Source organism: Dethiosulfovibrio salsuginis (assembly GCF_900177735.1).
Classification (GTDB): Bacteria; Synergistota; Synergistia; order Synergistales; family Dethiosulfovibrionaceae; genus Dethiosulfovibrio; species Dethiosulfovibrio salsuginis.
Genome location: NZ_FXBB01000050.1, coordinates 1 through 15,256 on the forward strand (window position 1 = coordinate 1; position 15,256 = coordinate 15,256).

A 15,256-nucleotide genomic window follows, 5' to 3' on the forward strand; every position below is an offset into this window, starting at 1 on the left:
TCCGGCTACCCGTCTTTGCCTTGGTGAGCCATTACCTCACCAACTAGCTGATAGGACGCGAGCCCCTCTCAAAGCGGATTGCTCCGTTTCACCCTTAGGCATATGGGGTATTAATCCCGGTTTCCCGGGGCTGTCCCCCTCTTTGAGACAGGTTCTCACGCATTACTCACCCGTCCGCGACTCAGTATCCTTATCTTCCAGCCGAAGCCTTCCGACAAGAACCTTCGTCCCACTTGCATGTGTTAAGCACGCCGCCAGCGTTCGTCCTGAGCCAGGATCAAACTCTCCATAAAAATTCCTTTTTGCTGGCTGTGTTTCTTACTCCCCGTTTTCAGCTGTCAAGGTTCGGTGCGCCTCCGTTACAGCGGCCTTGCGGCCACCGCTCTCAGCGGCGCAGAAGGAATAATACCACCACAGGCGGTATTCGTCAACAGGCAAAAAAAGCTCTTCTTACTCACCTTCGGGACTGCTCCAACAGAACATCCCTGCTTTATTCTTTGTCCTTATACAGGAGCACGTCTTTGAGCCTCTCTCCTCTGACCATAAAAAAGACCCTCTCCGCTATGTTGCTGGCGTGGTCCCCTATTCTCTCCAGGTGTCTACCTATAAGCAGCAGTTCGGTGGCAACGAGCACACTGTCTCTATCTCCGTTCATGTGGGCCATCATGGTTATAAGCTCTTCGGACATTCCGGAAGCCATGCGATCCAATTGTTTATCGTCCCTGAAAACGTGGACCGCCATCTCCGAGTCTCCTTCAAAAAAAGACTGCATAGAGCGAGAGACCATGGATATGGAAATATCGGTCATCCTGGATATGTCCACCAAGGGCTTAAGCATAGGGTGATTGGACAGGGTTATAGCTCTCTCCGCCACGTTAACCGCCTGATCTCCTATTCTCTCCAGGTCGGTAGCGATCTTTATAACGGCGAACACAAAACGGAGCTCATCTCTGACTGGACTCCTCATGGCGATGGAGGCAAGGCACTCTCTGTTTAGGTCCGTCTCCGTCGCGTCTATAACGTCGTCTCTATCTATAACGTTTTGCGCTAACTCAGCATCTCCCTCCTTCAATGCTGTAAGGGATTTAGCCAAAGCCTGGCGAACCTCGTCCCCCATAAACCGAACTAAAGCGAGGATTCTCTCTCTGTCATCTCCATAGGCTAGATCTACTTCCTTACGTTTATGCGATAAACTTCCTTTATTCATCATGTTCGCGAACCATTTCAACAATCTCACCACTCCCACTCTCTCGACTGGACATTTCAAAAGCCATTTTTTCCCCCTTGCTAAGCTGAGTGCAGGCTTTTGCCAGTCGATTCCCCACGGCTAAATATTCCAGGCCACCGCCTCTACCGTAGTTGCCTCTTCTGAAAATATCCCTACGGATATTTTCATCCAGTTGTTTCAGCTTCTCGTAGTACCTATCGACATCGTAGGCCATTCCAAGATCTCCCAGCGCAAGGGCACCCATAGCGGATCTGACCAACTCAACCATGATGTTTCTATAGCCACCAGCTTCCATTTCGTCCGGGAGAGGACAGTTTTTTCTATTCCCATTATCGTCGAGATGAAGGGGCAACAAGCCCTTATTGATGGAGTCTTTGACGCTTTTTAGAGACTCAAGGGTGTAGGCCACTCTACCGTAGGAAACTTTGGTGCTCTCCTTACCTGAAACCTCTATCGAGTCAAAATATTCCGATGTGGCCTCCATAAGCTCCTCTGTACCATCCCTCAGTCTCTTCAATGTCTCTATATCCCCTATTTGAGTGAGAATCAGCTCTGACTCTCTCCCTAAAAAACCTGCCAACCGGGCTAGCTCTCTATCCAAAAGAGGAAGGGCCAGTCCAGGAAAGTCGACCAGCTTTGGGTTGAGATAGGCGGGCTCCCCTATGCTATCCCTGTCTCTGGAGAAAAGGAACCGCAATCCTCCGGCCATAACGTCGGTAAAAGGAAGAACTATAAACGCGTTAAGCCATACTACGGTAAACTGTAGCACTACACACCTAAGCTCTATAGACAAAAAGGATGTTATATCAAGGGCATAGGGAACCAAAAAAGAAAAGGGCAGTATAAACAGTACCCCTATGATTTTATAAAGAGCAGAGCCTATCCCTAGGAGTCGAGCGTTTTTCCTTCCTGAAAGACTGGCGATGAAGACGATAACCGACGAACCAGCATGAGATCCCATTACTATGGGATAAATCGATTCTAGAGGCAAAGAGCCAGCTCCAGCTAAGGCTATCGCCAATGCCATTACGGCGGCACTGCTTTGCAGTACCGCCGCTGATATGGTCGCAACTATCCCCATGAACCAAGGCCTGGTGCTGAGGGAGGTCAATATAGAGGCAAACCCTGGGTCGGCCATCAGTGGAGCTACTCCGATCTTTATGATGAACATCCCAGTGAGAACCAGAGATACTCCCCTGACGACGATAGATAGGTTCTGTAATTTCCCCCTGGATAGCTCGGAGGTAAAATGTGCTAGAGCCAAAAATCCCGGCGCAAGTTGAACTATAGGTAGCCCCAAAAGGAGGGTAACAAAGGTACCTCCAACGCTAGCACCTATCATAACAACCAGTGACCCCGCAAGGGATAGCATACCGACGTCTACAAGGCCTACCGCGAAGGATGTAGCTACGGCGCTACTTTGGGTTATAGCGGATAAAAGTATACCAAAACCGAAGGCCATAGGTTTACGGTCGGTGACTTCCGCCATTTTATGCCTGGCGTCTTTGCCCATACAACGCCTGAAACCCTCGGATGTCGCCGTAACTCCCATGAGAAAGAGGGCTAGACCTCCTGCTATCTGGGCCCAGTAAAACACGGAAGATGTCAAGAATATCCCCTCCTATCGACCTAAAAACTTCACCGCCTTTCTCCTTCTGAAAATAACAGGTAAAAGCAGTAAAGCTACCAATCCCCAGAGAATCAGGCATATTGGCCGATCGAAGAAGATAGCCGCCGATCCTTGAGACATTATAAGAGACTGGCCGAACCCCATCTCAGCGATAGGACCTAAAATGAGTCCTAAAACAACAGCGCCGAGGGAGAAACCAGCACGATGGAGAAAGTACCCCCCAACGCCAAAGGCGAGCATAAGCCACACGTCGAAGAGGCTGTTGTTGATGGCGTAGCTGCCGATAACCGATAGGACCGATATCATAGGTATGAGCAACGAATTAGGCACCGTCGCAACCCTGGCGAAGAAAGGAGCACCGTAAAGTCCTAAAAACAGAAAACACAGGTTAGCTAAAAAGAGGGAGAGGATAAACGCATAGGTAACGGTCCCAAAGCGGGTGAAAAGCTCCGGGCCAGGGATAAGGCCCTGTATCATCAAACCTCCCATAAGGGCAGCCGCCACGGAGTTTCCTGGAATCCCGAGGGTAAGAAGAGGGACCAAAGATCCTCCGACGCAACCGTTATTCGCGCTTTCAGCCGCCGCAACCCCTTCAGGGTTCCCCTTTCCGAAGCTATCGGGATCGGTGGAGACCTGCTTTGCCAGGTTATAGGAGATAAAGGCAGCTATGGTGGCTCCCGCACCGGGCAGAATCCCTACGACGGTGCCTATAAAGCTACCTCTAGCTATGGTTCCCCCTAACCCTTTAGGGATCGAGGCCCTTTTCAAGGAGTCTGGATCGGCACCGAGTGTCTGAACTATGTGGCTCTCCGCCGTAAGGTCCAGTATTTGGCTGATGGAGAAAAGGCCTATGAGAGCTGGCATAAAGGAAACTCCCTCAAAAAGCTCTATAAAACCGCCTGAAAACCGGATATAGCCGTCGATAGGATCCATACCGATGGAGGCTATAACCAGTCCCAATATCCCCGAAAGCATTCCCTTTACGAGGTTCCCCGATGTAAGGGTAACGATGCTCGCTAGGCCCAATATAGCCAGGAGAAAATACTCAGGAGGCCCGAAGCGAAGGGCGAACTTCGCGAGAACAGGGGCTACCATCAATAGAGCGAAGGTGGACACAATCCCTCCCCAGAAGCTCGCCACCGTAGCGATAGCTATTGCGGTACCTCCCTTTCCCTGCCTGGTCATAGGATAACCGTCGAAAGCCGTCGCTGCCGCTGCCGGAGTTCCAGGGGTGGAGAGAAGTATCGACGATATAGCTCCGCCGTACATTCCGCCGCTGTAAACTCCTCCCATCATGGCCAGACCGACCACCGGATCCATCCCAAAGGTGACGGGGATCAAAAGAGCCACCGCCATCGTGGCGGTGAGACCTGGGATAGCCCCTATTATCATGCCACCTGTGGTGCCACCTAAAACCGCTAACAGTACCTCAACCCTGAAAAGGGACGAGAGGGCGGATAATAACATATCGGTCATCTCTAACCTCCCCAAATACCGGTCGGAACAGGGACCGATAGAAATCTAACGAAGACGAGATACACAAATCCCAAAAGAACCGAAGATCCCACCGTGAGCCACAGAGGCTTTTTAAAGCCAAGTCCCCAACCGAGGGATACGAGATAGAGCCCGCTGGACAAAAAGAAACCTAAAAAAGCCAGAGAAAGAGCATAGATTACGGTCAAAACTACTGTTATAAAAAAAGCCTTAGGAGCCCTTACCCATACGATTTTTTCTGGAAAATTTTTTAGGATAGCTTGTATCAACAGAATCAGCGAAAAGACAGCCAAAACTCCGGCCAGGAAGAGAATATATCTGGCGGCGGAGACCACCCTATCGGGAAAATAGCCTACGGAGATAAACATGGCTGCCGCCAGGATTAACCCAGCGGCGGCACAAAGTAGATTCAGATGTTTTCGAGTCATACCACGAGGACCTTACCAAGGGGCTACGGCGAAGGCGGCGTCGGTATTTTTCTGAAGGGTCCTAAGGTAATCCCCGTAGACATCTCCCTGGAACACGTCCAGAAGCAACTGTCCTTTAGAGGCCTCTATAAACTCGGGATCCTTCAGGGCAGAATCAAAAACCTCTATTATCTTAGCCATAACATCATCGGGAACCCCCGCAGGGACGGCAAAGCCTCTGGATGAATCGGAAAGTACCTCGTATCCCTGCTCGACGCAGGTAGGGACGTTGGGAAGGGTGTTCCAGCGATTTTTGGTCATGACACCTAGGGCTTTCAGCTCCCCCGATTCAAGCTGAGCGTCGACCTGGGATACGTTCATAAAGGCCATGTCCAGGTGGGCACCCATTATGGCCGCCTTTTGTTCCGCAGAGCCTTTCGAGGGAACGGCGTTTATCGCTATTCCGGCGGATTTCTCCAGCTGTCTCAGGGCGAAGTCATCGTCACCGCCAGGTCCAGAGGTAGAACCGGTCATTTTCCCGGGATTTTCCTTAGCGTGGGCCACCAGCTCCTCCAGGGTGTTGAAGGGACTACTTGAGGGCACCACGATAATCCCAGGGTCAGTAACCACGTTCGCTATAGGGGCAAAGCTATCCATGGTGTATTTGGCCCTTCCAGCGGACACGTGAGCGGCCACGTGAGGGGTGTAAATACAGCCGATAGTGTAGCCATCCGCCTTGGCTCTGGCTATGTACTCAAAACCGATCTGTCCTCCAGCACCAGGTTTGTTGACTATCACGATAGGCTGGCCGAGATGTTCCTCCGCAAACTTGGCCACCAGACGAGCCATGGTGTCCGTGCCCCCTCCGGCGTTAGAGGGAACTATAATGGTCACAGGTTTTTCCGGATAAGCGGCAAAAGCCCCCCCAGTAAAACCGAGAACCCCCATCAGCACGCATAACAGGCCTAACTTTCTCATTGATAGACACTCCCTTTCGATTGTGTTTACAGAGGACGAAGCCCTCTATCCACCTTACTGCGATATGTTACACGAAGTTACCCTCTGAGGAAAGCATCTCTTTCATAAGACCGTGCCTGAGACCGTAAGTCGAGACCTCCAAGTCTAACGAGCAGGTTAATCTCGCGATAGATAGAGCGATACAGGCTCCTCCCAGTATTATTCTTGCTCTAGCGGCAGGCACTCCAGGAATGGACGAACGATCGTCCACCTTGGTTTTAGCGAAGAGAGCCACCTGTCTCTCTATCTCATTGAGGGGGATCGTAAAAGACGATCCCGAGGGGATAGGGGCTCCCCCGAGGAAAACCGAGGCCATGGAGACCAGATTGCCTCCTGTTCCGATAAGCCTACCCCCTTGTCCTCTAGCCTCGACTCCCCCTTTCTTTAGCTCGGACGCGACCCATTCCATCGCCATCTCCAAGGACCTTGAGTCGACCATATCGTCAGGAAAGAATCGATCGGAGAGGGTCAGTGCCCCTACGTTCAGGCTAAAAGGGGATTCCATATCTTTACCGGAAAAACAGGAGAACTCGGTACTCCCTCCTCCGGCGTCGAAAAGCCAACCGGAACAGCCATCGGGAACCGTCTCCCTTACGGCGCGAAGGGAATAACGAGCTTCCGTCTCCCCGGAGAGAACCTGAAGTGATAGCCCAGTCCTCTCCATAAGAGATCGTGAAAAAAACTCCGAGTTGGACGCTTTCCTAAGGGCCATAGTGCCTACCACCTTTATCGATCCAACCTCCAGATCTACCGATTCATCGATAAAGCCCTCGATGGAGGATAAGGTCCGCTCCATTCCTGTAGGATCCAATAAACCCTGTGATTCAATTCCTTGGCCTATCTTTGTCACATCGTTTTTGTCCACTAGGTGAACTATCTTTCCACTATCATCCAGGTAAGAGATGAGGAACTTCACCGAATTGGTCCCTATCTCAACCAGTCCAATGGTCTTAAAACTCAACGGCCCTTCCTCCTATTCCTTCCGGAACCTCTTCCTCCCTGTTTTTCCTTTTTTTTGCCCTTCCTGGCTCCCCCGTTGGATTTTCTGTGTTGGGCCTCAGGGAGCTCGACCTTGGTAGAATCCATTTCCTTTATTTTCTCCTCGAACCCGAAAACCGTCGGATCGATGTCCATTATGGCCTCGTCGACCTGATCCATATGGGATAGTTTATAGTCTTGTGGCAGAGCGTTGTTAAACCTCTTGACTTTCAAAAGAGCCTGGAGCTCGTTCCGTTCGTATTTCAGGAGTATTTCCGACGCAGTTATACCATCGGGATGTACGTAACCGTCGCTATCGACACCCCAGAAGAAAAGTTCAGCCATATCGAGGTTCTGTTCGACCTCCATCTCGCCGTACCACACGTCCGCCAGAATCGCCCTGAATCTCTCCTTTTCACCGGGAACTATTTTCTCCAGACTGCCCTCTATTATCCTCATAGCCCGTTTGATATCGCCGAAGACCCTTCTGAAGCTCAGCTCAGGCAAAGACCCTGAAGCGACTATGTTGGCCTCGTTTTCGACCGTACTGCTGCCCTTTAGGATAGCGCCAAAGTTTGGCCTGAGCTCTACAGAAGCCTCCTCCATAGGGGCTTTTACCAGAGCCCGGAAGACCTCGGAAGTTCTAACCCCAAAGGCCTCAGCGGGGGATTTATCCATCCATGTTACGTATCCCTTTTCAAACAATCCCTTTCTCCCAGCCCTGCCGGACATCTGGAGAAAAGCGTTTTTGGAGATAGGCTGTCGATCGTGAAATTTAACCAACTGGGCGTAAATCGCCCTCTCCGCAGGAAGATTTACCCCCAGGGCTAGGGCATCGGTTCCGACGACAACGTCTATTATTCTCTCCCTATAGGCCCTCTCGACGAGCAACTTCTCTTTAGGCAGAAGGCTACCGTGATAGACACCTATGCCTTTGAACATACATCGCCTTATGCCCTGTACTTCAAGTATCCAGGCGAGATCCTCCAGTCTTCTTCGACGACTTTCATCGAACCGTAGCCTCCGCTCCGCGATAATATCGGCTATCTGCTGAGCGCCTTTTTGGGAGAAAACAAACACGAGAGCGTCTTTTATATCTCCAGGATCTATGGGGCTATCGCAAAAGGATAGTTCTGTTACCCTTTCGTGGGATTCGTAGAGGGCAAAATCCCTGCCGGTTATACGGTTCAGGTAACCTTGTACCCTCTGGGAGCCGCCGAAAGTCGCCGACATCACCAATATAGGAACGTCAAAGTCGGTATACCTTATTCCGTCTATGTAGGCACGACTTCTATCGTTTTCCCCAAAGATATAGTGAAACTCGTCGACTATTAGCTTTATACCCTTTGTTCCAGCATATTTTAAGGCGTAGATCTCCTGGGTACAGCACACGATAGGGGCTTCGGCGTTTTTTTTAAAATCCCCTGTCTCTATGCCTGTGTCGAACCCCATTGAGATGAGATCCATATACCTTTCGTTACTAAGCGCCTTTATGGGAGCGGTAAATATAACCTTTTCCCCTTGAGGAACCTCCATAGCCTTTCCCTCTAGGTCGAATAGGCCTGCCCACAGATATGCCACCCAGGTCTTCCCCGTCCCGGTAGGAGCGGATAGAACGGCACTTCGGCCTTTTATGTGATCGTAAGCCTCTCTCTGCCACCGATAAAGCTCCCCTACCAGCCCTATTTTGTCCGCTAAAACACTTTCGTTACGCTGTTCCAAAGAAAACAACCTCCCGTCGTCAAGGCCAAAGGTTCGACCTTAGGGTCCATTATAAATGACTTTGGAATTTTCCTATCGCAAAAAAGAGAAATAGTGTAAAATACGCCAGCTTGGTCCACTACGGACCAAATTTATCACGAGAGGGTGGTGTATATGTCAGCTCCAGAGAACTACGGTTTTGATCTGGATGGTTTTATATCCAGGGAGCGCTTCGAAAAAATGAGGGAGTTTCTAAGGGATAAAGAGACCCCCTGCCTACTGCTTGACCTTAAAGCGGTGGAAAAAAACTATGACGAACTTGTCAGAACCATGCCCTACGCGAAGATACACTACGCCATAAAGGCCAATCCCCACGAGAAGCTGCTCAAGATGTTGGTCGATAAGGGGTGTAACTTCGACTTCGCATCGGTCCCGGAGCTTGACATGATAATGAGGCTAGGAGCTACGCCCGATAGGCTTAGCTACGGCCACACCATAAAAAAATCGGAACATATAGCCTACGCCTACGACAAAGGCATCAGGCTGTTCGCCACCGACTCGGAGGACGACCTAAAAAGGATAGCCAAAAACGCCCCTGGCTCTAAAGTCTTTTTCAGGTTGTTTATGGAGTGTAGCGGAGCGGACTGGTCTCTGTCCAGAAAGTTTGGAGCCCACCCGGATACGATATTTCAGCTGATCCAGATGTCCAAGGACCTGGACGTAGTTCCATGGGGATTGTCTTTCCACGTAGGCTCTCAACAAAGGGATATCGGTCAGTGGGGGAGCGCGATAGCAAGCTGCCGGTATCTTTTCGACTCGGCAAAAGAGCTTGGGATAACCTTAAAAATGATAAACCTGGGAGGAGGGTTTCCTGCACCTTACACCCAGCCCACCGCTCCCTTGGAGATGTACACCAAAGAGGTTACCCGCTTTTTGGTCGAGGACTTTCCCGACGGTATGCCCGAGATAATTACCGAGCCAGGAAGATCGTTGGTAGGCAACTGTGGGATACTCGTCAGCCAGGTGGTCCTCAAATCCAAAAAAGACACCTATAACCCCCATAGCTGGCTATACATCGACGCAGGGAAGTTCGGCGGCCTTTACGAGACCATAGACGAGTCGATCAAATACCCAATATACTCGGAGAAAACCGGACCGACAGGGGAGTACATAATAGCAGGACCGACCTGCGACAGCATGGATATACTCTACGAAAACACTAAATATGTTTTGCCCGAAAATCTGGAGGAAGGGGACAGACTCTATTTCCTCTCCACAGGTGCCTACGTCAACTCCTGTTCCTTAGAGAGCTTCAACGGATTCAAACCTCCTAAAGTCTACATCTACGACGAAGATTAAACGATAAAGGGAGGCCCTAACTCGAGCCTCCCTTTATCGCCTCCTCAGGAGGCTAAAATATCTCTTTTAAGAAACAGCTTGAAACCGTTGATTCCCCAGACAACCAGTATCACCGATGCGGCGACATATCTCGCCCTGTCGTCGGGATAAAAAGCCACCAAACCAGCCAGAAAAGAGACCACCCTGGAGCAAGTACCGATGTTATCGATAGCCCATCCCTGAATGGCGGAGGCCATGCCTATAACCCCTAGAACCGCGACGGCAAAAACCGGTAAAAAACCTACGCCTTCGCCACGGAGGAGGAAAATCGGATCATACACGAAGGCAAAGGGAAGTATATAGGCCACGACCCCGATCGACGTAGCGGTAAAACCGGTTCTAAGAGGATCGGACTTCGCGATACCTGCGGCGGTAAAGGAGGCAAGGCACACAGGGGGAGTTATATCCGCCATGATCCCAAAATAGAAAACGAACATATGGGCCGCTAAAGGTAACACCCCCAGCTTCATCAACGCCGGGGCTATTACCGTGCTGGTAACTATGTAGTTGGCGGTCGTAGGTAGCCCCATTCCCATGACCAAACAGGCCACCATAGCGACCACCAGAGTCAGAAACAGACTGCCACCGGCCAGATCCATTATGTTCACCGATACTGTCATCCCTAGAGCGGTCAAGGTAGCCACACCGACGACTATACCGACTACACCGCAAGCCACAGCCACGGAGAGAGCGTTGTAAGCACCGTCGGCCATAGCGTCCAGAATCTCCCCTAAGGACATCCTTGTATGTGACCTGATAGATGCCGAAAGAACTACCGTCACAGTACCCCAAAAGGCCGCCGCTAAAGGAGTATAATTTTTAAAAAGCATAACTATTATTACCACTATAGGCAGCAGCAAGTGGCCGTCTCGTAAAAGCACGTCACCAGTATTGGGGATCTCTTCCCGATCGACCCCAGCAAGGTCCTTTTTCTTGGCCCTGAAATGGACGTTTGAGAGCACCGCTCCGTAGTAAAGAAGGGCAGGTAAAATAGCGGCCTTAGCTATCTCCAGGTAGGGAATGCCCAAGAACTGGGTCATAACAAAGGCTCCAGCTCCCATTATAGGCGGCATCAGCTGGCCTCCGGTGGAAGCACAGGCCTCAACCGCCCCGGCAAACCTTCCCTCGTAACCGACCCTCTTCATCATAGGAATGGTCATCGCACCTGTCGTGGCGACGTTGCCGACTGAAGAGCCGCTTATAGTGCCTAAAAGAGCCGACGCCAACACCGCCACCTTCGCAGGCCCCCCTGGAGCCGATCCCGCCAAGGCCATAGAGAGGTCGTTAAAAAGCCTTACACCTCCCCCTGCGGCGAGAAAAGATCCGAACAGGATAAAGACGAATACATAGGTAGCAGACACGCCAACAGCTACCCCGTATATTCCCTCGGTGGTGAGGTACATCTGCTGAATAACCCTGTTTAAGGAGAATCCTCTGTGCATAAATACCCCAGGAGCATACCGCCCCCAAAGGGCATAGATTAGAAACAATATCCCTAAAAAAGGCAATACCCTTCCAGCAACCCTCCTTCCGGCCTCAAGGACAGTAACTATCATCAGCACCCCGAGAACTATCTCATATGGCTGGACCATAGCTCCTCTTTGGGCGATAACGTCGTGAAAGAGAGCTATGTAACCGGACACCCCTCCAGCCAAAAAAGCCATAGCCCAGTCTATCCAGCTTGGACGCCCCATAAGGGGAAAGGCTATATAAACCGCCACCAAAGCGAAGGTCAGGTGTATAGCGTGGTGAATCTCCGTAGGCAGAAGACCAAATCCAGCGGAATAAAGATGGTAGGCCGACATGGATACCAACAGCAAGAAGAGAAAGCGTCCCCTTATAGGGCCATATTTATCCAACAAAGACTTCAATGATATATCCCCCTGTGAAGACAGAATAAAAAAGAGAGCCCGAAAGCTCCCTTTTGTGTGCTTTTACCGCCTATTTTGAGGCCCCTATCTCGTCGTAATACCTCTTTGCCCCAGGGTGAAGGGGCAGGACAACCTGATCGAGGTTTTTGGGGTCCATGAGCTTCATCTTATCCGCCACCATCACCAGATCGCCCTTGTTATCGTAGAGAAGCTTGGTCATTTCGTAGACAAGGTCCTCCGGTACGTCATCCCTGACGGTCAGCATGTTCCAGCTAGCGTATCCCTGAACCGGATTATTTTGGTTCGGATAGGTCCCGGAGGGGATCTGGAAGGCCGTCCATGCAGGAAGGTCCGCCAGGACTTTTTTGAGATGCTCTTCCGGGACGTCTATGAACCTAACCAGCCCCAAAGTGGTCATCTCCACTACGCCAGGAACTCCAAGTGATCCCACGAAAACCGCGCCGTCGATCCTTTTATCCGCAAAGGCCTTGGCGGTGTCGGCTATGCTAAGCCTCTCTGGAGAGATGTCCTTATCGGGATCGATGCCGGCGGCGGACAGAAGCTGTCTAGCCATGACCTCAGTGCCGCTGGCGACCGCACCGATAGAGATCTTTTTGCCCTTAAAGTCGTCAAAAGAATTTATGCCGCTGTCTTTAGCTACTATCAGCTGAACGACCTCAGGAAAAAGGGGGACCATCGCCCTTATAAACTTCTTAGGGTTCCCCTCGTAGCTACCGGTACCCATAAAAGCGGGGTACGAGACTCCGTCCATAAAGGCAACGTCCGCCTCATTGGTCTCCATGAGCTGAATGTTGTGAACCGTACCACCGGAGGTCTGAACTCCCGCTTTGAAGTCCGGTATGTTGTCGTTCCATATTTTAGCCATGGCAACACCAACAGGATAGTAGGTCCCTTTTGTGCTAGCGGTGGTGATATTGACGAACTGGACCGCGAAAGCGGATCCAGCTACGACGAAAATCGCCGCTAATGACGCTACAGTCGATAGAACAGCTTTACGAAACATTTTAACCCTCCAAGGAATTTTTTTTATAACAAAAAGTATGTTATTCCAGAAACATCTTTTTGTCAACACCGAGGGGCTACATACATTTAGAGGCTAAAAAGGTCATCGAGAAACTTTACTACAGACCTCAGGATCTCCTCCCATAGGCTCTTTTTGTTGGAAAGACGGTCCACCTTTGAGCTCAAGGACCTCACCTTCCGGTTCAGTCGAATTATCTCCTCTTTAAACCGTTCGTCCCGGCGTTTTAGGTCCGAGACCTCACGGGACAGATCCTCCACGATTTTCATCAGCCTCGATATCCTATCGTCGGAGGAATCCAGTTCAGCTCCCGACGTTTTCAGAAGCTCTATTAAAACTTTTTCAGGTTTATTTCCCAGCTTTTCCAGTTTATCCGCCATCGCCAAAATAGAGGACGCCTCTTTAGGATACTTTCTGCTTCGTCCTTCCCCTTCCGAGGGCACCGCTTTTTCGTAACGATTCCTAAGCGTTCTTGCCCTGGATTCCCCTAATTTGGCTAAAGAGGCAATCTCTTTAAATGAACACAAGCTATCACCCACGTAAAAACCTCCCTTATCTCCTTTTCGCCAATTAAAAAAGCCGCCATAAGGCGGCTTTTTTCTAGTAAGATTTAGCCAGTATAGCCAGACGACAGCCTTCCTTGCCGGTGTAGAAACATCTACCTGTTTTGTCCTGATCCTCTAAGGGGAAGCAACGGACAGTCGCTCCGGTAGACTCTTTAATAGCCTTTTCGTCCTCTTTGGTCCCTCCGAAATAGGCACGGACAAACCCTCCTTTGGTTTCGACTATCTGTTTCAGTTCATCAAGACTGGATGCGGAGTAGGTGTTTTGTTCCCTGAAAGCACGGGCTTTCTCAAGCATATCCCTTTGAATTGTCTCGAGAAGCTCGGAGACGGCGGTCTCCAGCCCCTCCCAGGAAAGGTCCAGCTTTTCCCCAGTATCCCTCCGAACGGCCCTTACGGTCCCTTTTTCAAATTCCTTCTCCCCTAACTCCAGCCTGAGAGGAACTCCCTTCTGAAGGTGGTAGAAGAACCTATCCCCGGGCCTCATGTGGAACTGACGGTCCACATCGACGTGGTGAAGACCGATTATAGACTCTATCCGATCCCCTAGCTCCCTGGCCTTCGGAAGTAAGACCTCCTCAGCTCTGGACTCGTCCTTGCTTATCGGAAGGATAGCCACTTTTTTAGGAGCTATCCTAGGGGGAAGGATCAGGCCATCGTCATCTGAGTGGGTCATTATGACCGCACCGATAAGCCTGGTAGAGACCCCCCAGCTGGTGGTCCAGGCGAACTCCATCTGTTCATCTTTGTTTTGAAACTGTATATCGAAGGCCTTTGAGAAGTTCTGTCCAAGGAAATGACTGGTGCCAGCCTGAAGGGCCTTAGTATCGCTCATCATGGTCTCGGTGGTGTAGGTCTCCTCGGCACCGGGGAAGCGTTCTCCCTCCGACTTAATACCAGGGATGACAGGAAGGGCCAACTCCTCGGTCATTATGCGACGGTATACCTCCAGCATCTTTTCGGTTTCCTCTATGGCCTCCTGTTTTGTGGCGTGGGCTGTGTGCCCCTCCTGCCACAGGAACTCGGAAGTCCTTAGGAAAAGCCTAGGCCTTTTCTCCCATCTCATAACGTTGGCCCACTGGTTTATCAGAAGAGGCAGATCCCTCCATGACTGGACCCACTTGCTGTACATATGTCCTATAACCGTCTCGGAGGTAGGACGAACCACCAGGGGCTCCTCGAGCTTCTCCCCTCCTGCGTGGGTGACCACCGCACATTCAGGTGAAAAACCCTCCACATGCTCCGCCTCTTTTTCGAGGAAAGAGTTAGGGATCAAAACGGGGAAATAGGCGTTAACATGCCCGGTCTCCTTAAAGGCCATATCGAACTTCTGCTGTATTTCCTCCCAAACCGAGTAGCCTGTCGGTCTGATAACCATACAGCCCCTTACCGGTGCGTAATCTGCCAGCTCAGCTACCTTTATTATGTCCAAATACCACTGCGAATAATCCTGTCCCTTAGGGGTTATATTTCTCGCCATACTTTACGCCTCCAACCACACTTTAGTCTGTATCCCAGTTATATATGAGCATCTCTAGAAACTCACCTTCGAGTCCCCTCGGAGAGACCGTCCCGCCTACGCCCTGTTTCGCCCAATCGTATACTCGACCTGCCTGTTTCGTACGAACCGCCTCGGAGGGCACGTCCTGTGCCCCCTCGGCTTGGGGCGACGTCCTGTCGCCCCATTCGCACTACACGACAGCATGTCGAGTATACGGGCTCAAGTGGGCTCCGTCGGGACGGTCTCTCCGAGGAGTAGAGTTTTTAGAGGTGCCCATATGTTTTCGACGATTCTAGCACAGATATTCCTAGGAAAAATGGCCTAGGGGAAATTATGCCTCACCGACCAGAGAGGTTCGCCGATGGTAAATCCAAAGGTCCAGTCCCTACTGTCGTCGTAGACAGCCAGTATCCTGGCTCTTATGAG

At 50.9% G+C, this 15,256-nt stretch carries 12 protein-coding genes and 1 rRNA gene; 1 reads left to right on the forward strand and 12 read right to left on the reverse strand.

What is annotated here, in order from left to right; translation table 11 throughout:
- The 8 genes from B9Y55_RS12230 to B9Y55_RS12265 form a co-directional block, all read right to left on the reverse strand.
- A 16S ribosomal RNA gene (locus B9Y55_RS12230) occupies window positions 1-293 on the reverse strand; the annotation flags it as partial.
- A 197-nt stretch (window positions 294-490) separates the two neighbouring features.
- On the reverse strand, window positions 491-1,237 hold the full coding sequence (gene phoU, locus B9Y55_RS12235; protein ID WP_234986238.1) for a phosphate signaling complex protein PhoU: 747 nt from the start codon (window positions 1,235-1,237) through the stop codon (window positions 491-493).
- On the reverse strand, window positions 1,200-2,837 hold the full coding sequence (locus B9Y55_RS12240; protein WP_085545636.1) for a Na/Pi cotransporter family protein: 1,638 nt from the start codon (window positions 2,835-2,837) through the stop codon (window positions 1,200-1,202). The genes phoU and B9Y55_RS12240 overlap by 38 nt, the downstream gene beginning before the upstream one ends.
- A 12-nt stretch (window positions 2,838-2,849) precedes the next feature.
- The gene (locus B9Y55_RS12245; RefSeq protein ID WP_085545637.1) at window positions 2,850-4,334 is read right to left on the reverse strand and encodes a tripartite tricarboxylate transporter permease; all 1,485 of its coding nucleotides are present in this window, start codon (window positions 4,332-4,334) and stop codon (window positions 2,850-2,852) included.
- Between the two features lie 2 nt (window positions 4,335-4,336).
- Window positions 4,337-4,780 carry a tripartite tricarboxylate transporter TctB family protein gene (locus B9Y55_RS12250; RefSeq protein WP_085545638.1) on the reverse strand — a complete coding sequence of 148 codons (444 nt, stop codon included), beginning with the start codon at window positions 4,778-4,780 and terminating at the stop codon, window positions 4,337-4,339.
- 12 nt (window positions 4,781-4,792) lie between these two features.
- Entirely contained in the window at window positions 4,793-5,737 is a 945-nt protein-coding gene (locus tag B9Y55_RS12255) for a tripartite tricarboxylate transporter substrate binding protein (RefSeq protein WP_085545639.1), read from the reverse strand.
- 67 nt (window positions 5,738-5,804) lie between these two features.
- On the reverse strand, window positions 5,805-6,737 hold the full coding sequence (locus tag B9Y55_RS12260; protein WP_085545640.1) for a Ppx/GppA phosphatase family protein: 933 nt from the start codon (window positions 6,735-6,737) through the stop codon (window positions 5,805-5,807).
- Window positions 6,734-8,476: a DEAD/DEAH box helicase gene (locus B9Y55_RS12265; RefSeq protein ID WP_234986239.1), complete on the reverse strand. Its 1,743-nt coding sequence runs from the start codon at window positions 8,474-8,476 to the stop codon at window positions 6,734-6,736. Before B9Y55_RS12265 ends, B9Y55_RS12260 begins: the two co-directional genes overlap by 4 nt.
- A 153-nt stretch (window positions 8,477-8,629) precedes the next feature.
- Here B9Y55_RS12265 and B9Y55_RS12270 point away from each other — a divergent pair, with 153 nt between their 5' ends.
- A complete protein-coding gene (locus tag B9Y55_RS12270) occupies window positions 8,630-9,814 on the forward strand; it encodes a type III PLP-dependent enzyme (RefSeq protein ID WP_085545641.1) in 1,185 nt (394 codons plus the stop codon).
- Window positions 9,815-9,858: 44 nt separating this feature from the next.
- On the opposite strand, the gene B9Y55_RS12275 is transcribed toward B9Y55_RS12270, so the two are convergent.
- The 4 genes from B9Y55_RS12275 to proS form a co-directional block, all read right to left on the reverse strand.
- Window positions 9,859-11,724 (reverse strand): TRAP transporter permease, encoded by a 1,866-nt coding sequence (locus tag B9Y55_RS12275; RefSeq protein ID WP_143340943.1) that lies wholly within the window; start codon window positions 11,722-11,724, stop codon window positions 9,859-9,861.
- A 70-nt stretch (window positions 11,725-11,794) separates the two neighbouring features.
- The gene (locus tag B9Y55_RS12280; protein ID WP_085545642.1) at window positions 11,795-12,748 is read right to left on the reverse strand and encodes a TAXI family TRAP transporter solute-binding subunit; all 954 of its coding nucleotides are present in this window, start codon (window positions 12,746-12,748) and stop codon (window positions 11,795-11,797) included.
- Between the two features lie 86 nt (window positions 12,749-12,834).
- Window positions 12,835-13,305, reverse strand: a complete 471-nt coding sequence (locus tag B9Y55_RS12285) for a hypothetical protein (protein WP_085545643.1) — start codon at window positions 13,303-13,305, stop codon at window positions 12,835-12,837.
- Window positions 13,306-13,366: 61 nt separating this feature from the next.
- Window positions 13,367-14,809, reverse strand: coding sequence for a proline--tRNA ligase (gene proS / locus B9Y55_RS12290; RefSeq protein WP_085545644.1), 1,443 nt, complete (start codon window positions 14,807-14,809; stop codon window positions 13,367-13,369).
- Between the last annotated feature and the right edge of the window lie 447 nt (window positions 14,810-15,256).

Excerpts from the sequence above, each read along its gene's own strand:
- B9Y55_RS12245 (WP_085545637.1), bottom strand. The coding sequence starts at position 4,334 with ATGACCGATATGTTATTATCCGCCCTCTCGTCCCTTTTCAGGGTTGAG.
- B9Y55_RS12250 (WP_085545638.1), bottom strand. The coding sequence starts at position 4,780 with ATGACTCGAAAACATCTGAATCTACTTTGTGCCGCCGCTGGGTTAATC.
- B9Y55_RS12255 (WP_085545639.1), bottom strand. The coding sequence starts at position 5,737 with ATGAGAAAGTTAGGCCTGTTATGCGTGCTGATGGGGGTTCTCGGTTTT.
- B9Y55_RS12270 (WP_085545641.1), top strand. The coding sequence starts at position 8,630 with ATGTCAGCTCCAGAGAACTACGGTTTTGATCTGGATGGTTTTATATCC.
- B9Y55_RS12280 (WP_085545642.1), bottom strand. The coding sequence starts at position 12,748 with ATGTTTCGTAAAGCTGTTCTATCGACTGTAGCGTCATTAGCGGCGATT.
- proS (WP_085545644.1), bottom strand. The coding sequence starts at position 14,809 with ATGGCGAGAAATATAACCCCTAAGGGACAGGATTATTCGCAGTGGTAT.